The organism is Antarcticibacterium arcticum (assembly GCF_007993795.1).
Lineage (GTDB): Bacteria > Bacteroidota > Bacteroidia > Flavobacteriales > Flavobacteriaceae > Gillisia > Gillisia arctica.
The window spans coordinates 1903664-1919936 of the sequence record NZ_CP042476.1; the positions used below are offsets into that span (position 1 = coordinate 1903664).

Here is a 16273-nt window from a genome sequence, read left to right on the forward strand (position 1 = left end):
AATCTTTCTAAAATAAGCAAAAAAACCATTGATTTTTAGGTGGCTAATTTACCTAAAGGAGCAAAAACATTGGAAAGGTCAACATTTTAAGATATTTGTCCATAAAGTGCAGCATTGGCCTTAAAAGGCAATTTATATCCAGTCAATTACAATCTTCGCTTTCTTTTATTAGTTTAATACGAGCTAAAAAAACACCTATGGCAAAGATTAAACATAATAACCTTCTGGACACCGTAGTATCTGTAATGACTAACGCAAAGGAATCTGGCGCATTACATCTTTATGCTGAGGGGGACAGTTTAAATGGCAGGCAGATCCAGATCAAAGGTAAACACCTCTATCACTTTGGTACTACCGGATACCTGGGTTTGGAGCAGGACCAAAGATTAAAACAGGGAGCCATTAAGGCTATTGAGGCTTACGGCTCCCAATTTCCCCTCTCCAAATCCTATGTATCTCATCCCCTCTACGCCCAACTGGAATCCCTGATGGGAGATATTTTCAACAGCCCTGTGGTTATAACTAAAAATAGCACCCTGGGTCACCTGGGAGTAATTCCATCTATTGTTGATGATAGTGATGGCGTTATCCTGGACCACCAGGTGCACTGGAGTGTTCAAAGTGCTGTGAATCCCTTGAAACTCCGGTCTGTTCCCGTAGAAATGATACGTCACAACAACCTGGAAATGTTGGAAGACAAGATAAAAAAGCTGCAATCCAGGTGTAAAAAGATATGGTATATGGCAGACGGTATTTACTCCATGTATGGAGATTATGCCCCTATTAAGGAAATTATGCAGCTCTGCAATAAGTATCCTCAACTTCATATTTATTTTGATGATGTACACGGGATGAGCTGGAAAGGAGAAAACGGTAGCGGTTATGTATTGAGTGTTTTAAAAGAGCTGCCCGATAAAGTTGTCCTTATGGGAACACTTAGTAAAACCTTTGGTGCAAGCGGGGCCGTTTTTGTGTGCAATGATAATAATATACACCAAAGAATAAAGAATTTTGGCGGGCCACTCACCTTCTCTGTTCAATTGGAACCGGCATCTGTAGGGGCAGCCATTGCATCAGCCAAAATTCATTTAAGCCCCGAGATTTATACAATGCAGGCAGAGCTTGGTGAACGTATCAACTACTTTAATGAATGTTTGCTGAAAACAAACCTTCCATTAATAACGGTTAATGATTCTCCTGTATTTTATATAGGAGCAGGAATGCCGGAAACAGGTTTTAATCTGGTGAACCGGCTTATGCAGTCGGGCTTCTACGTTAACACGGGGATTTACCCTGCTGTCCCGGTAAAGAATACCGGTCTAAGAATTACAATTTCCAGGCATAATCAAAAGGAGGAAATCAAGGCATTGGCGGAAGCCCTGGAATATCAATTTCCAAAAGCCCTTGAGGATACCCATACCAACCTGGACCGTGTGAATTTCGCTTTTGGAAGGTTCAATAAAAATTTAGACAGACAAATAAAACCGACATCAAATCTCAAACTCGAAACCTATAATTCTATTGAACATATAGATCCTGAACTTTGGAATAATACTGTGGGAAACCATGGTTTCTATGATTGGAATGGCCTTAAATTTTTAGAAAAAATATTTAGGAATAATGATTCCCCAGAGCATAACATTGAATTCTTTTATTATGTGGTAAAAGATGAAAATGAAAGGTGTATCCTGGCCACCTTTTTTTCTTATGGATTATGGAAAGAAGATATGCTGGCACCGGAATCGGTTTCATTAAAAATAGAAAAAGCGAGGGAAACAAAACCTTATTATCATACCAGTTACTGTCTAAGTATGGGCTCCATGATAACTGAGGGAGAGCATTTATATTTATGCCAGGAAGAAAGCAGCTGGAAAGAAGCTTTTAATTTATTACTTGAGCAACTGGAAGCACTGGAAAAGAAATTAAAACCCCAATTTTTGATCCTGCGGGATTTCGACCCGCAAAACACAGCATTGAAATCTTATCTTCACAACAAAGGTTTTGTTCAAATTGCGATGCCTGAAGCTGCTGTTTACAGAGAATTTGATTGGGAAAATGAAGTCTCCTACTTTGAAACCCTTAGCAAAAGTTCCAGGAAACATTTCAGGAAAGATATTGAAGCCTACAAAGATAAATTTAACATCCGGGTTAAGCAGACTATAACCCCCGGAGAATTGGAGAAAAGCTATGCGCTCTATTTAGCAGTAAAGAAAAATAACTTAGGACTCAATACATTTGGTTATCCGCGTGCACTATTTGAGCATATGAATTCATCTCCTCAATGGGAGTTCATCATGACATACCTGAAAGAAAAAGATATGCTCCAGGTGGGGGTAATGTTTTGCTATAAAAACTCAAATAATATTTATACTCCTGCAGTAATAGGAATGGATTATGAATTCTCCAGGGAATATAATGTTTACAGGCAGCTATTATACCAAACAATTCTTAGGGCTAAGGAGTTGGGCATTTCCCGCATCGATTTTGGCTTAACAGCCGGATTTGAAAAAAGAAAAGTTGGGGCGCAGGTCAAAGAACGATGTGCTTACATCCAAACAAAAGATAATTTTGCACTTGAGGCCCTGGAGTGGTTGAGGAAGGGGTGAAAAGAGGTTGTAGGTTACATTTTCGGTTGGTTGAATGATTTTTGGGGAAAAATGATTGATATGAACCAGGAAGGTTATCGGTTGTGTGTTGAAAAATGTACGGTGTGTGGTAAAAGGAAGCTATTAGGGGTTTCCTACAGTTAAAATTAAACCTATCCTGCCTTGTTATACCATTCCAAGTTGTAATTAAACCAATACTTTACCGACTTCATATTGAAAGGATGCAATAAGATATTTTTTAGGAAAGAATTAGCTATCTTTTAAATAGGTCGTGGCAATTGTTTTTTAATTTTATATATATTTGATTCCGTAATAAATTCTTTATGTCTAGTTTACATTTAACTGCTGATTTAGGTTTTAAGAATGAAAAATACCACGTAGGGCTTTCATTAGTAGAATTTGAAGAAGATAATGTTACAATAATTTATTCTCCAGCCTTGGATTTAAGTGGTTATGGTTATACCCAATCTGAAGCGAAGCAGTCTTTTTGGGAAGCACTTCATGAATTTTTTCGTTATACGAATAATAAGAAAACTTTAGACAAAGTTCTTAAAGAATTAGGATGGGACATTAAAGGTTCAAAAAAGAAACCCAAATTTAATCCCCCCAAGGATTCAGATTTAGTGTCGATCAATCCTCTTTACAATGAAATCGTAAATAATAAAAGTTATAAGGTTTCCAGAGAAGACGTTGAATTCGCCTATTAACTTTCATGTCTTCAAAACATTTAAGAAATATACCACTTAAATTATATCGCGATTTTTTAAAAGAACAGGGGTGTGCCTGCAACCGAATCACTGGTGGCCATGAACATTGGTCAAGGAAGGATCTTTTGAGACCAATAACAGTCCAAACACACGTTGACCCGGTTCCAGAATTTATTATCAAAAATGCATTAAAACAACTTGGGTTATCTAAAAAAGACTTCCTTGATTGGATTTGATTTACAATATATCTTATAGAGAAATTTATATGATTGTTGAACCTTCATACCACTAATTGATATGATTCCAGGCTTATGCCCGTGAAAGTTTTAGAAAGTTTGATCCTTATTGGCGATACGACAAAAATCCTTCATCGCCTTGAAGGCGCCTCAGGATGACAAAAAGGTCGAGGTACGGGATAAGAGATAAAATACCAACCCGGCCTACAGTTACCCCCCCCTTCGCAAAGGGGAAAACTATTAACCCTCACTTCCACAATTTACGATATACAATATACAATCAAGTTACTATTCTCTCTATGTTCTAAAGACTAACTACTACCGTCTCTCAAAAATTCCTCTTCATACACCCGCCTTATCCCCTCTTCCAATCCTATTTTGTGCTCCCAACCCAAACTATGGATCAGGGAAACATCCAGCAACTTTCGCGGAGTGCCGTCGGGTTTTGAATTGTTCCAGGTGATCTCTCCTGTGTAGCCGGTGATATTTTTAATAAGCTCTGCCAGGTCCTTAATAGAAATATCCTTTCCCGTGCCTATATTCACACTGGTATTGCCTTGGTAAGTTTGCATCAAATGAAAACAGGCGTTGGCGAGATCGTCTACATGAAGGAATTCGCGCCGGGGTTCACCGGTGCCCCATAGTTCGACAAGCTCACTATCGACAAGCTCACTATGACCAGGGACATTATTGCCAGGGCCAGTTTTAGAAAGCATTTTAATTTTAGCTTCGTGGAATTTGCGCAGCAATGCCGGAAGTACGTGAGAGGTTTCAAGGTCATAATTGTCATTAGGGCCGTACAAATTGGTAGGCATCACCGAAATGAAATCACAGCCATATTGCCTGTTATATGCTTCGCACATTTTTACCCCTGCGATCTTGGCAATGGCATAAGCCTCGTTGGTTTCTTCCAGACTGCCGGTGAGCAGATATTCCTCTTTAATGGGCTGGGGAGCGAGTTTCGGATAGATGCAGGAGGACGCCAGGAACAACAATTTCTTCACTCCGCTCACATAACTCCGGTGGATCACGTTGTTCTGGATCATCAGGTTTTCATATAAAAACTGTGCGGGGTACGTGGAATTTGCAACTATGCCTCCTACTTTCGCGGCTGCAAGGAATACATAATCTGGTTTTTCCTCCTCAAAAAATTCCTTTACCGCCTGCTGATTGGTTAGATCAAGGTCGGCCGAGGATCTCAGCACGAGATTTGAAAAACCTTCCGACTTCAGTTTCCTAACCAGTGCAGAGCCTACCATTCCTTTATGCCCGGCGATGTATATTTTGGAAGATACTTCCATTTAGTTTATTGGATTTATTTTAAAATATCTTAAAGTGACGGAGTAACGAAGTGACGAAGTGACGAAGTAACTTTCTTCAGGCAAGCTCATAATTCCTAACTCATAACTCCTAACTTTTTAACCTACTCCCGGTAGGTGAGCGTATCATGCCCACCATCTTTTAAATATTTTTCTCTCTTGAAAAGAGCAACATCAGCGGCCATCATTTCCTGAATGAGTTGTGCCAGGTCATATTTTGGTTGCCAGTTGAGTTTTTCCCTGCATTTGGAGGCATCGCCTATAAGCAGATCCACTTCCGTGGGCCGGTGATATTCAGGATCTATTTTCACCACTACTTTTCCTTCCGCAAGCTGAAAATCGGGATTGGAGCAGGAAACAACTACTCCCTCCTCCTCTATGCCCTTTCCGCGGAAAGCTAATTTTATACCTACTTCAGAAAATGCCATTTCTACAAAATCCCGCACTGAGGTGGTGATACCGGAAGCAATTACATAATCCTCGGCTTTCTCCTGCTGCAACATAAGCCACATAGCCTCCACATAATCCTTTGCATGGCCCCAATCCCTCCTTGCATCAAGGTTTCCTAAAAAGAGTGTTTCCTGCATTCCCAGGGCTATCCTTGAGGCTGCACGGGTGATCTTGCGGGTAACGAAGGTCTCCCCTCTTATGGGCGATTCATGGTTGAACAATATCCCGTTACATGCGAACATATTATAAGCTTCCCGGTAATTCACGGTGATCCAGTAGGCGTATAATTTTGCCACCCCATACGGACTGCGCGGATAAAAAGGCGTGTTTTCTGTTTGCGGCACCTGCTGCACGAGCCCATACAACTCGGAAGTCGAGGCCTGATAGATCTTTGTCTTTTCCGTCAGGCCAAGCAAACGCACCGCTTCCAGAATGCGCAGCGTTCCCAGGCCATCAACATTGGCAGTATATTCCGGGGTATCAAAACTCACTTTTACGTGAGACATTGCACCCAAATTATAGATCTCATCGGGTTGTACCTCCTGAATTATGCGGGTAAGGTTCATCGAGTCGCTCAGGTCGCCGTAATGAAGCTTGAACTTTATATTCTTCTCATGCGGATCCTGGTATAAATGGTCTATCCTGTTAGTATTGAACAAAGATGACCGCCTCTTGATCCCGTGCACCTCATATCCCTTCCCCAAAAGTAATTCGGCTAAATAAGCCCCGTCCTGGCCGGTTATTCCTGTTATTAGTGCTTTTTTCATTTTTAGGAATTAGTGAATAGTGAATCGTGATTAGATTTCATTCTAGGGATGGGTGAATGGTGATTAGTGATTAGAGTTTTGATTTTTTCAATATATAATTTCTATATCCGAGCGTTAGCTTTCTTACTTCAGTGATGAGGTCAAGAGTGGAATCTATTTCATTCACATAAACTAATCTCACGGCAATTATTAATTGGGTTTCAACTTCAGCTAATGACCCTAAGGCAAAGCTAAGAAATTGGAGTAATTCTTTATCTCCTTTTCGACCGGATCCTTCAGCTATGTTGGAGGGTATAGAAACAGCAGATCTGCGGATTTGATTAGTTAAACCATATCTCTCGTGATCAGGAAATTCTTTTGTTACCCGGTAAATTTCCTCCACAAGATCCATAGACTTCTTCCATACATCCAAATCCTTATGATCCATATACCCTATTTTCTAATTCCTATTCACTATTCACCATTTACTATTCACTACTTCCTACTCACTATTTCCTATTCACTATTAACTATTCAAAATTCCTCATCGCCTTCCTCCACATTTTCTTCCATTTCTCCATAGGATTTACGCCGTCATTGTAGCCTTTGGTGTAGCGGTTGTACGCGTAGCCGTAACCATAGCCGTAGCCGTAACCATAACCATAGCCATAACCGTATTTCGCGCGGTGAACAAAGTAGTTGAGCACGAAGCTTATGTTCTTGATCTCTCCCTTGTTGTATTTCTCGTTGATGCTTTCCAGCATTCCGCGTTTGGTGTAATCCTGGCGAATTAGGTACAGGGTGGCATCGGCATATTTTACCAGGTTCATAGCATCGGCCACGATGCCTATTGGCGGGGTATCCAGGATAATATAATCATAGCGCTGCTTGAGCTCGTCCATTAAAACCTCCATCTGGTCCGTCATCAATAATTCTGAAGGGTTTGGAGGAATGGGCCCTGCGGTGATCACGTCAAGGTGCGGGATCTTACTGGGCTGGATTATATCTTCAACCGTGTTGTTGCCAATAAGATAATTCACCACCCCGGCTTCATTCTCCAGCTCAAAATCGTCAAAGATCTTAGGCTTCCGAAGATCGAGACCCACCAGCACGGTTTTCTTCTCGCTTAAGGCAAAAACCGTTGCCAGGTTCATCGCACAGAAAGTTTTTCCCTCTCCCGAAACCGAGGAGGTAATAAGAACGGTCTTGGAGCCGGTGACTCCCTGTTTCCTGTACATGAACTGCAGACTACTTCGCAGCCCCCGGAAACTCTCGGCTATTGCCGATTTCTGCTTATCAAACACCACCAGGTTGTTGGTAGATTTATTCTTACCAATAAGACCCAGGATTGGGATGGGTGATAATCGTGAAATTTCATTGGCATTGTGAACGTTGGTGTTCAGGAATACCAGCAGGAACACAAACGTAAGCGGGATTACCCCTCCTACCATAAGCGCCATCACATAATTAAGCTGGGTGTTTGGGCCAATCTGGCCGCCACCGGTGTCTTTTGCGTTGTCAATGATCATTACATCGCTCACATTGGCCGCTTTTATGAGCCCTGCCTCGCTTCGTTTTTCCAGAAATAGATTGTAGGTTTTCTCACTTATGTTATACTGCCGCTGAATTTTGAGCAGGTCCTGCTCCTCCTGCGGAAGTTTGCGTATTTCGCCCTCAGCAATATTGATCTGCCGGTTTATATCGTTCAGCTCTGTTTGCTGAAGGCTTTTGGTAGAAGCAATATTCTCGAGCAATACGGTTTTTACAGAATTGATCTGCCGGTCAATATCGGCAAACACGGGAGAATTTTCCTTGAGGGAATATTGATATTTGCTGCGCTCTTCTGCCAGTTGCAAAATGCGGCCAACGCCGCTCACAATACTTCCTTCAGCAATCCCTGCTACTGAAGGAGCGGGAACGCTGGAATAATCATTACGGGTTTGAAGATAATTTTCAAGGGAATTGTAATAAGCTATTTGCCTCCTTAGGTCTTCCTTGCGCACATCCAACGTTGAGATCTTGTTGGAGAGCTCAGAATTTTCCGAAGAAATATCCAGGAAGGCATTCCTGTTTCTAAAGAGGTTAAGCTCGTCTTCCACGAGTTGCAATTCCTGAGATTTTACCGCGAGACTACTATCTATAAACCTGATGGTCTTGGTGGCAAATAGGTTTTTTCGCGCGAGCATATTCTGGCTTAACACTGCCACAGTACCGTTGAGGTAATCAACGATCTGGGCCTTATTATCACCGGTTAAACTAAGTTTAAGCACCGAGGAATTCTGAGATTCCGGGGATACCGAAACTCCCATATACCGGGCGGCAATCCCGTCAAAATTCTGAAAAGTAATATAGAAAGGCTTCCCCGGCTGCAGCGCCTGATTGGACCTGTTGAGCACCCCGCTGAAAAACGGCAGCATAATAGGTTCTCCCACTTTAAAATCGCGGCTGAATTCCTGAGGTTCCAGGCTTAGACTGCCCTTTTCTTTGGAACCGTAATTCTGCGTTTGAATGGTAGCAGGGACATCGGCTTTTAAATTGAAGGTAACCTCATCTTTAAAGGTGATCGTGATGGGTAAATTCACGGCCTGGGCCCTGGAGGTATCGGCTTTTACAATAAAAGGAGTGAAACCATAGGCATTTACCCGCTGGTACTCACCCTCCTGCTGATAATTTATATAATACTGAAGCCGCTCTACCACTTCCTCATTATGAGAACGCGACCTCAAAATAGTGATGGCGGTATTTACCTTATCTGAAGTTCCTCCCCAGTTAAAGGTCAAACTTGTTGTTGAGGTAAAGAAAGGGTTCTGGTCGTCCTTAATGGAAATGGAATTTCCAAGCTGGTACACCGGCAGCTTGCGCACATTGTTATAATAAGCCACCGCAAGGCTTATCCCCACCGAAATTAAAATAAGCTGCCAGTAACTTATCACTTTAAGCACAAAGCCCTTAAAGTCAAAAGTTGAACCTACATCACTTATATGATCATCTTCATGTGCCATTTATAATCTGGTGCTTAGTAAAATAATTGATGTTAAAGCAGTAAATACTGTAAGAACGGTTCTAAAATTATCCATACCCGTGGTTCCCAGCCCCAGGGCTTTCTGCGGAAGCGGGTTCACAAGAATAAGGTCGTTCGGCTGAATGTAATAATACGGACTTTTAGTCGCGTTTATACTCGTAAGGTTAATACTGTGAATCTTCTCTCCCCCGCCAGGATATTGCCTGATGATCTTCACATCTGTCATATCGCCAAATTCGGTTATTCCTCCCGCGTTTGCCACAGCTTCCATAATAGTGACCTGTTCCTTATACACCACCTGACTCCCCGTGCCAATTTCTCCCAGGGTTGTGTATCGTATTCCCGCAAGTTTCACGGTTACAAATATATTTGCTTCTTCCTTAAAATACTGGTCCAGCAGCTCCTTCTCCACATTTTCCTGCACTTCCTCTACCGTTAAACCCAGTACATTGAGCTTCCCCAGGGTGGGCACCCTTATATTCCCCTGGTGGTCTACCGTAAAACCGTCATAATACATGGACTCCTCTCCTGTCGCCCCGGGATTTGCCTCTCCAATAGGATTAAACATTCCCACCAGTTCCTGGTCCAGTGCCTTCACCCGTATACTCAGCAGATCATTCACCTGGATCCTGTAGGGCTTTTGCAGCCGCTGAATGGTTAGAACACTATCTACCGCAGTCTCCTCTGCTTGTAAATAGGTGATCTTTTTGGTGGAGATGCATGAAGTACTAAGCAAGATTAAAAGGAGGTATAGCAGGTATTTTTGGTTCATATGGGCGATTAGTCGTTAGTTGTTAGTTGTTAGTCTGTAGTCGTTAGTCGTTAGTCATTAGTCTGTAGTCTTTAGTTGGCCTGCCTGCGGCATGCTTATTTTGTATTGGGGTTACCTTTCAGGTATTTTTTCAGGCTAGATATCATTTTAGAAAGTTCCGCCAGTTTAGTCCGTAATTTCAAATCCTTTTCTTCCGCTATATATCTCTGCCGTTTGGCTATTGTTGAACAAACTACACATTCTTTTACAGAATCCAGGGATATTTGTAGAAATCGGCTAAACTGGGCGTTTGAATCTCCCGCTCCTTCTGCCAAATTTAAAGCAATTGAAACGGCCGCCCTTTTAAATTGAGAAGTTAAATTATACAACTCAGCTTTAGGGAATTCCTTAGTTATCTCATAAACCAAATCAACAAAATCAAGGGATTTTTGATAAACCTGAAGATTTTCAAAACTAAAGTGTGATCCCTCCTCCATACTATTTTTATTCCCGTCTAAATTCTACCCTCTAACGACTAATGACTAATAAACTATCTCTGGTTCTTAATATTATGTTATAAAACAAATATAGCTGTTGTGAGGTAATAATAAAATTTTCTTTTAGATAGTCTGTAGTCTTTGGTTTAGTGGACTGGGGACAGAGGACAGACGCAAGAGGATAGTGGGCGGTGGACAGAGGACAGAGGTCAGTGAAATTTGTAGTAGCGCTTTGCGCCTATAATAATTAGAAACGAAGGTTGAGCTCCTGAATCTCCATTTCCTTTTCTTTCAACTGCAACCCCTCCACTGACCACCGACCACCTAAAAGATTATTTCTCCTTTTTTGATTTGAGATATTTTTGAAGGGATTTGATCATTTTGAAGATTTCCAGAAGCATCTCCCGAACCTTTTGATTTTCTTCGGAACTTATGAAAGATCTTCTATGTGCTATTGTGGAACACGTAATACATTCCCGAAGAGAATCGTCTGCCATTTGTAAAAAGCGGTTGAACTGCAAGTCCGAATTTCCGGAACCTTCCGCGGTGTTTAAAGCAATTGAAACAGCAGCCCGGTTAAACTGGGATCGTAATCCATACAATTCTTCCCTTGGAAAAGTGGCTGTAAGACTATAGACAAAATCTGTAAAGTCCAGAGCCCTTTGATAAACCTTTAAGTCTTCAAAACTAAAATGAACGTCTTTACTCATATCATATATAAATTGATTTTCAATATCTATTTCCCCTATCCTCTGACCCCTAAAAATAGAGTTAAGAGGGCAGTGGGAAGATTTCTTCTTAAATGCCTCCACGGAGTCCTCTGTCCTCTATTCTCCGTCCACTCAACCCAACGGTCCTCTATGCATTAACCCCTGCTAACTGTCCTCCGTCCACCGACCTCTGTCTACTCTTCCACTAAAATAATAAATCCATTCTCCCTCTATCTCAACAAATTCTGACTATTTTTGCAAAAAATTATTCTGTGAATTATTTATCGGTTGAAAATATTAGCAAATCTTACGGCGAGCTCAAGTTGTTTAAAGATCTTTCCTTCGGAATAAACCAAGGACAAAAAGTAGGTTTCGTGGCCAAGAATGGTACGGGAAAAACCTCCCTTCTACATATCCTTGCAGGGACGGATGCCCCCGACGATGGCCGGGTGGTGTACCGGAAGGAGATCACAACTGCTTTCCTTGCACAGGAACCGGACCTGGATCCTAATCTTACCATCGAGCAAACCATTTTTGCAGGAGAGAACGAGATCCTTCGCACCATTGCCCGCTATGAAAAGGCCCTTGAAAATCCTAATGATGCGGATGCTTACCAGGCTGCTTTTGAGGATATGGAGCGCCACCAGGCCTGGGACTTTGAGACCCAGTATAAACAGATCCTGTTTAAACTTCAGCTGGAAGACCTGCATAAGCTGGTTGGTGATCTTTCAGGAGGGCAAAAGAAACGGCTTGCTTTGGCAAATATGTTGCTTCATAAACCCGATTTCATCATCATGGATGAGCCTACCAACCACCTTGACCTGGATATGATCGAGTGGCTGGAGGAATATTTTAGAAAAGAGAATTTTACCATTTTCATGGTTACGCATGACAGGTATTTCCTGGAGCGTGTGTGTAATGAGATCGTGGAGCTGGAAGAAGGACAACTTTTTACCTATAAAGGAAACTATTCCTATTACCTTGATAAAAAGGACGCCCGCATTGCGGTAGACCAGATTAATACAGATAAAGCCAAGCAACTCTTCAAAAAAGAACTGGACTGGATGCGCAGGCAGCCAAAGGCGCGAACTACCAAAAGCAAGTCACGAATAGACGATTTTCATGAGATCAAGGACCGTGCTTCCAAACGCCGGAATGATCACCAGGTCCAGCTGGAGATAAATATGGAGCGCCTGGGAAGCAAGATCGTAGAGCTTCACAAGATCTCCAAGAGCTATGAAGAAAAGCCCATTTTAGATAAATTCGAATATAATTTCCTGAAAGGAGAACGCATTGGCATCATAGGTAAAAACGGAACAGGGAAATCTACATTTTTGAACATTCTTACCGGCAAGATCAAGCCCGACTCGGGAAAAGTGATCATTGGTGATACCATTAAATTTGGGTATTACACCCAGGGCGGGATACAGGCCAAGCCGGGGCAGAAAGTAATTGATGTGATCAAGGATTTTGGCGAATTTATTCCCCTGGCCAAAGGCCGGCAGATATCGGCAGGGCAATTGCTGGAGCGCTTCCTTTTTGACCGTAAGAAACAATATGATTTTGTAGAAAAATTAAGCGGGGGCGAGCGCAAGCGTTTGTACCTGTGTACCGTTCTTATCCAAAATCCCAATTTCCTTATTCTCGATGAGCCTACAAACGATCTTGACATTGTAACCCTTAACGTGCTCGAGAATTTCCTGCTTGATTTCCCGGGCTGCCTGGTGGTGGTTTCCCACGACAGGTATTTTATGGATAAAATCGTAGATCACCTGTTCGTATTCAAAGGCAATACCGAGATCCTGGATTTCCCCGGAAATTACTCCGATTACCGCGAATACGAAGCCGCGCAGATAGCCGAAAGTCAGAATGCCTCAAAGCAACCTGCGCCAGAAGTAAAGCAGCAAAAGCAAACCAAAGATACCTCCGGCGGACTCACATACAACGAAAAGAAGGAATTCGGCAAACTCGAGAAAGAGATCGCCAATCTGGAAAAACGCAAGATCACCCTCCAGGACAAATTCCTGGAAAATTTAAGTGTGGAAGAGATCGAAAAAACCTCCATTGAACTTCAACGGGTAAAAGATGAACTGGAGGCGAAGGAAGAACGATGGTTTGAGTTGGGAAGCAGGTAGGCCGCCGGAGGCAGGTTGATGGTTTGATCTTATGATGGTCGGATGGTAGGATGGTTTTTTTGCTGTTAATTGTATAATTGTAATATGTACAATGTTCTCCCGAAGAGTGTTAAGAAGGAGGAAAAATAGCTGAAAAATATTAAATCAATTCCGGAGAGGAAAGTTGGAGAGTGGAACTTCGATTAAGAAAGTCCTGAAATTATTTGAAGTACATTGTAATAAAACTAAATCATCTCATTTAATTTAAAACAAAAGCTCCATCCCTTTCCAAGGGAAGTCCGCCCGAACGTTACGGGCGGGGTGGATTAATTGGTAGACGACATCCTCCATTTACTTCCAATTTTTCAACCAATTAAGACGAAAGGTTATTCCGGAAATATGGTACAAATCTCATTAAAAATCTGCGGCCATCTGCTTTTTTTCTGTGAGATCTGCGGGAATCCTTGTTCTGCGAAAATCTGCATCTTTTGCGGGAAACTTTTTTTGATGTATTCTATATATTGTAATATTTACACTGTCCCTTTAGTTCCATGAATCTTTTCTTATTTTTACCTTTTCGATCCACATCCACAAGAAAAATTTGCACCTGGTACTCGCTTATATAAAATTTCTGTTTCGCTCTACCAATCAGCATGGGGTGCATTCTCCCTTTGTTTACAATCTCCTCACAAAGTGCCTTTACACAAAAGAAAAAAGGCCGGCTTTTGTAACCATTTCAGCATTTATAAAAGCTATAAAGCAGGATCACAGAATAATCAATGTGAGGGATTTTGGAGCGGGAAGCAGGGTATTTAAAAGCAACGCCCGCCGGGTTTCTGATATAGCTAAAAATGCAGGTATTACTAAAAAAAGGGCTTTTTTGCTGAACAAACTTACCTCCTATTTTAATATTAGATCGGCGCTGGAGTTGGGAACTTCCGTAGGGATATCTTCCGCAGCAATCGCTGCCGGAAACAGAGTGAAGCTCACTACCCTCGAGGGCTGTCCTGAAACCGCGGGGGTGGCGGGAGAGTATTTTGATAGATTTGATCTTGATAATATATCTTTAGAAGTTGGGAGTTTTGAGGAGCTGTTGGAAGGGGACCGAGGAGAAGCCCCCAACCCCCAAAGGGGGAGCAAAACTTTCTAATTCCAAAAACTGAACAACAAACTACAATTAACGACCAAACCCTAACTGACAACCGCCAACAGACAACTGACATCCGACAATTGATAACCGACAACCTGCCTGCCGCAGGCAGGCCTACAACCGACAACTCACAACTGACAACTGACCTTATTTACTTTGACGGCAATCACCAAAAGGAAACTACCCTGAAGTATTTCGAAATGTTGTTGCCGCTGGCGCATAATGAGTCGGTTTTTATTTTTGATGACATACATTGGTCTAAAGGAATGGAGGAAGCCTGGGAAGAGATCAAGTCTCATCAACGGGTGAGGGTTACAATAGATTCATTTTTTTGGGGGATCGTTTTTTTCAGGCAGGAACAGGAAAAGGAGCATTTTATTATAAGATTGTAACAAAGCAGGGAAAGCTGCGTCATACAGGCATTACAAAATCATTCTATGAGCAAGGTTATTGAACTACGCAATATAACCCGCGATTTTCCGCTGGGGCACGAGATCATAAAAGTTTTAAAGGGCATTAATCTGGAAATTGAGCGTGGCGAGTACGTTGCTTTCATGGGACCCTCAGGTTCGGGAAAATCTACCCTTATGAATCTGCTGGGCTGTCTGGATACTCCAACAGCCGGAAGCTATGTCCTGAACGGAAAAGATGTTAGCAAAATGAGCGATGATGAACTTGCCGAAATAAGAAATAAGGAAATAGGATTCGTATTTCAAACCTTTAACCTCTTACCCAGGACCACCGCACTTGAAAATGTAGCCTTACCAATGGTTTATGCCGGTGCATCGAAAGCCGCCCGAACTGAACGTGCTACCCAGGTTTTAACTGATGTTGGCCTGGCCGACAGGATGGACCATAAACCCAATCAGCTTTCCGGGGGTCAGCGGCAGCGGGTTGCCGTAGGCCGTGCCCTGGTGAACAAACCTTCCATAATTCTTGCCGATGAACCCACGGGAAACCTGGATTCTATTACTTCTCTCGAAATCATGCACCTGTTTGATGAGATCCATAAAGCAGGAAATACCGTGATCCTGGTAACCCATGAGGAAGAAGTTGCTATGCACGCTCACCGCGTGATTAGACTTAGAGACGGGGTTATTGAGAGCGATGAAAGTCCGGTTAGACGGTAGACTGTAGACTGTAGACGGTAGACGTTAGACGTTAGACGTTAGACGTTAGACGTTAGACAAAATTAAAAATCCTTTAGATAAATTTTCTAAAAGTGAATATTCTCAGGTTCTTTGAGATCCTTCGCTCCGCTCAGGATGACAATTGGGATAATTTGTCATTCTGAAGATGACGGTAGACGGTAGACGGTAGACGTTAAACAAAAAAATTAAAAATCCTCCAAATAAATTTTGTAAAAAGAGAATGTTCTCAGGTTCTTTGAGATCCTTCGCTCCGCTCAGGATGACAATTGGGATAATTTGTCATTTTGAAGATGACGCTACAAGCGGCAGCTGTAGACGTTAGATGTTAGACGTTAGATGTTAGACGTTAGACGTTAGACAAAAATAAATACCTTTTAGAAATTTTTATTAAAAGAGATTTTCTTACTGGCTTAAACCTTGAACCTTGAACTGAACGCAGCGATTATTTTTTTCCGTAACTTGTAGGGTCAAACCAAATCTTTAAAAAATGTTTGATTTTTCACATGACGGGTGGACATACGGACCGTTGATCTTCATCGCGATCCTTTATTTTCTGTGGAAATTCCTCAAACCCAATCAGTCAAAAAGAGACAGAAGGTCGCGGGATTTTAAAACCCGCTATAAAGAGCGGCAACGCGAAAAAAATCCGTCTTTAGGTGGGGAAGAAACCACCGACCGTGAAACTTACCGCGAGCGCTGGGACGATAAGAGGAAATTTTGAACACAGGTCCTTAATTCCCAGTTGCGTCATCTCAATACTCACTACTCCATTCTCAATTCTCCCTTCTATTTTCTATCTTTGAAAAACTGAATT

Annotated in this window: 12 protein-coding genes and 1 pseudogene; 6 read left to right on the plus strand and 7 right to left on the minus strand. The window is 42.0% G+C overall.

Translation table 11 applies throughout. The features are described from left to right. Positions 1-197: 197 nt before the first annotated feature. The gene (locus FK178_RS08610; RefSeq protein WP_146833577.1) at positions 198-2606 is read left to right on the plus strand and encodes a bifunctional aminotransferase class I/II-fold pyridoxal phosphate-dependent enzyme/GNAT family N-acetyltransferase; all 2409 of its coding nucleotides are present in this window, start codon (positions 198-200) and stop codon (positions 2604-2606) included. Positions 2607-2929: 323 nt separating this feature from the next. Beyond that, complete coding sequence (locus FK178_RS08615) at positions 2930-3313, plus strand: hypothetical protein (RefSeq protein WP_146833580.1); 384 nt, start codon at positions 2930-2932, stop codon at positions 3311-3313. Positions 3314-3860: 547 nt separating this feature from the next. Here the strand turns inward: FK178_RS08615 and FK178_RS08625 are convergent. The 7 genes from FK178_RS08625 to FK178_RS08655 all read right to left on the minus strand — a co-directional run bounded on the left by FK178_RS08625 (position 3861) and on the right by FK178_RS08655 (position 11044). Continuing rightward, entirely contained in the window at positions 3861-4850 is a 990-nt protein-coding gene (locus FK178_RS08625) for a GDP-L-fucose synthase family protein (protein WP_146833583.1), read from the minus strand. 122 nt (positions 4851-4972) lie between these two features. Continuing rightward, entirely contained in the window at positions 4973-6085 is a 1113-nt protein-coding gene (gene gmd / locus FK178_RS08630) for a GDP-mannose 4,6-dehydratase (protein ID WP_146833586.1), read from the minus strand. A 70-nt stretch (positions 6086-6155) separates the two neighbouring features. After that, on the minus strand, positions 6156-6512 hold the full coding sequence (locus FK178_RS08635) for a four helix bundle protein (RefSeq protein ID WP_146833589.1): 357 nt from the start codon (positions 6510-6512) through the stop codon (positions 6156-6158). Between the two features lie 82 nt (positions 6513-6594). Continuing rightward, positions 6595-9066 carry an exopolysaccharide transport family protein gene (locus FK178_RS08640; RefSeq protein WP_146833592.1) on the minus strand — a complete coding sequence of 824 codons (2472 nt, stop codon included), beginning with the start codon at positions 9064-9066 and terminating at the stop codon, positions 6595-6597. After that, positions 9067-9858: a polysaccharide biosynthesis/export family protein gene (locus FK178_RS08645; RefSeq protein WP_146833595.1), complete on the minus strand. Its 792-nt coding sequence runs from the start codon at positions 9856-9858 to the stop codon at positions 9067-9069. A gap of 95 nt (positions 9859-9953) precedes the next feature. After that, complete coding sequence (locus FK178_RS08650) at positions 9954-10334, minus strand: four helix bundle protein (protein WP_146833598.1); 381 nt, start codon at positions 10332-10334, stop codon at positions 9954-9956. Between the two features lie 332 nt (positions 10335-10666). Continuing rightward, complete coding sequence (locus FK178_RS08655; protein WP_146833601.1) at positions 10667-11044, minus strand: four helix bundle protein; 378 nt, start codon at positions 11042-11044, stop codon at positions 10667-10669. Positions 11045-11316: 272 nt separating this feature from the next. On the opposite strand from FK178_RS08655, the gene FK178_RS08660 reads away from it, so the two are divergent. The 4 genes and pseudogenes from FK178_RS08660 to FK178_RS08680 all read left to right on the plus strand — a co-directional run bounded on the left by FK178_RS08660 (position 11317) and on the right by FK178_RS08680 (position 16180). Further along, positions 11317-13179 carry an ABC-F family ATP-binding cassette domain-containing protein gene (locus FK178_RS08660; protein WP_146833604.1) on the plus strand — a complete coding sequence of 621 codons (1863 nt, stop codon included), beginning with the start codon at positions 11317-11319 and terminating at the stop codon, positions 13177-13179. A 580-nt stretch (positions 13180-13759) separates the two neighbouring features. Further along, positions 13760-14700 (plus strand): annotated as a pseudogene (locus FK178_RS15930) (O-methyltransferase). A gap of 45 nt (positions 14701-14745) precedes the next feature. Next, complete coding sequence (locus FK178_RS08675) at positions 14746-15438, plus strand: ABC transporter ATP-binding protein (RefSeq protein ID WP_146833609.1); 693 nt, start codon at positions 14746-14748, stop codon at positions 15436-15438. Between the two features lie 508 nt (positions 15439-15946). Continuing rightward, positions 15947-16180, plus strand: a complete 234-nt coding sequence (locus FK178_RS08680) for a hypothetical protein (RefSeq protein ID WP_146833612.1) — start codon at positions 15947-15949, stop codon at positions 16178-16180. Positions 16181-16273 lie beyond the last annotated feature (93 nt).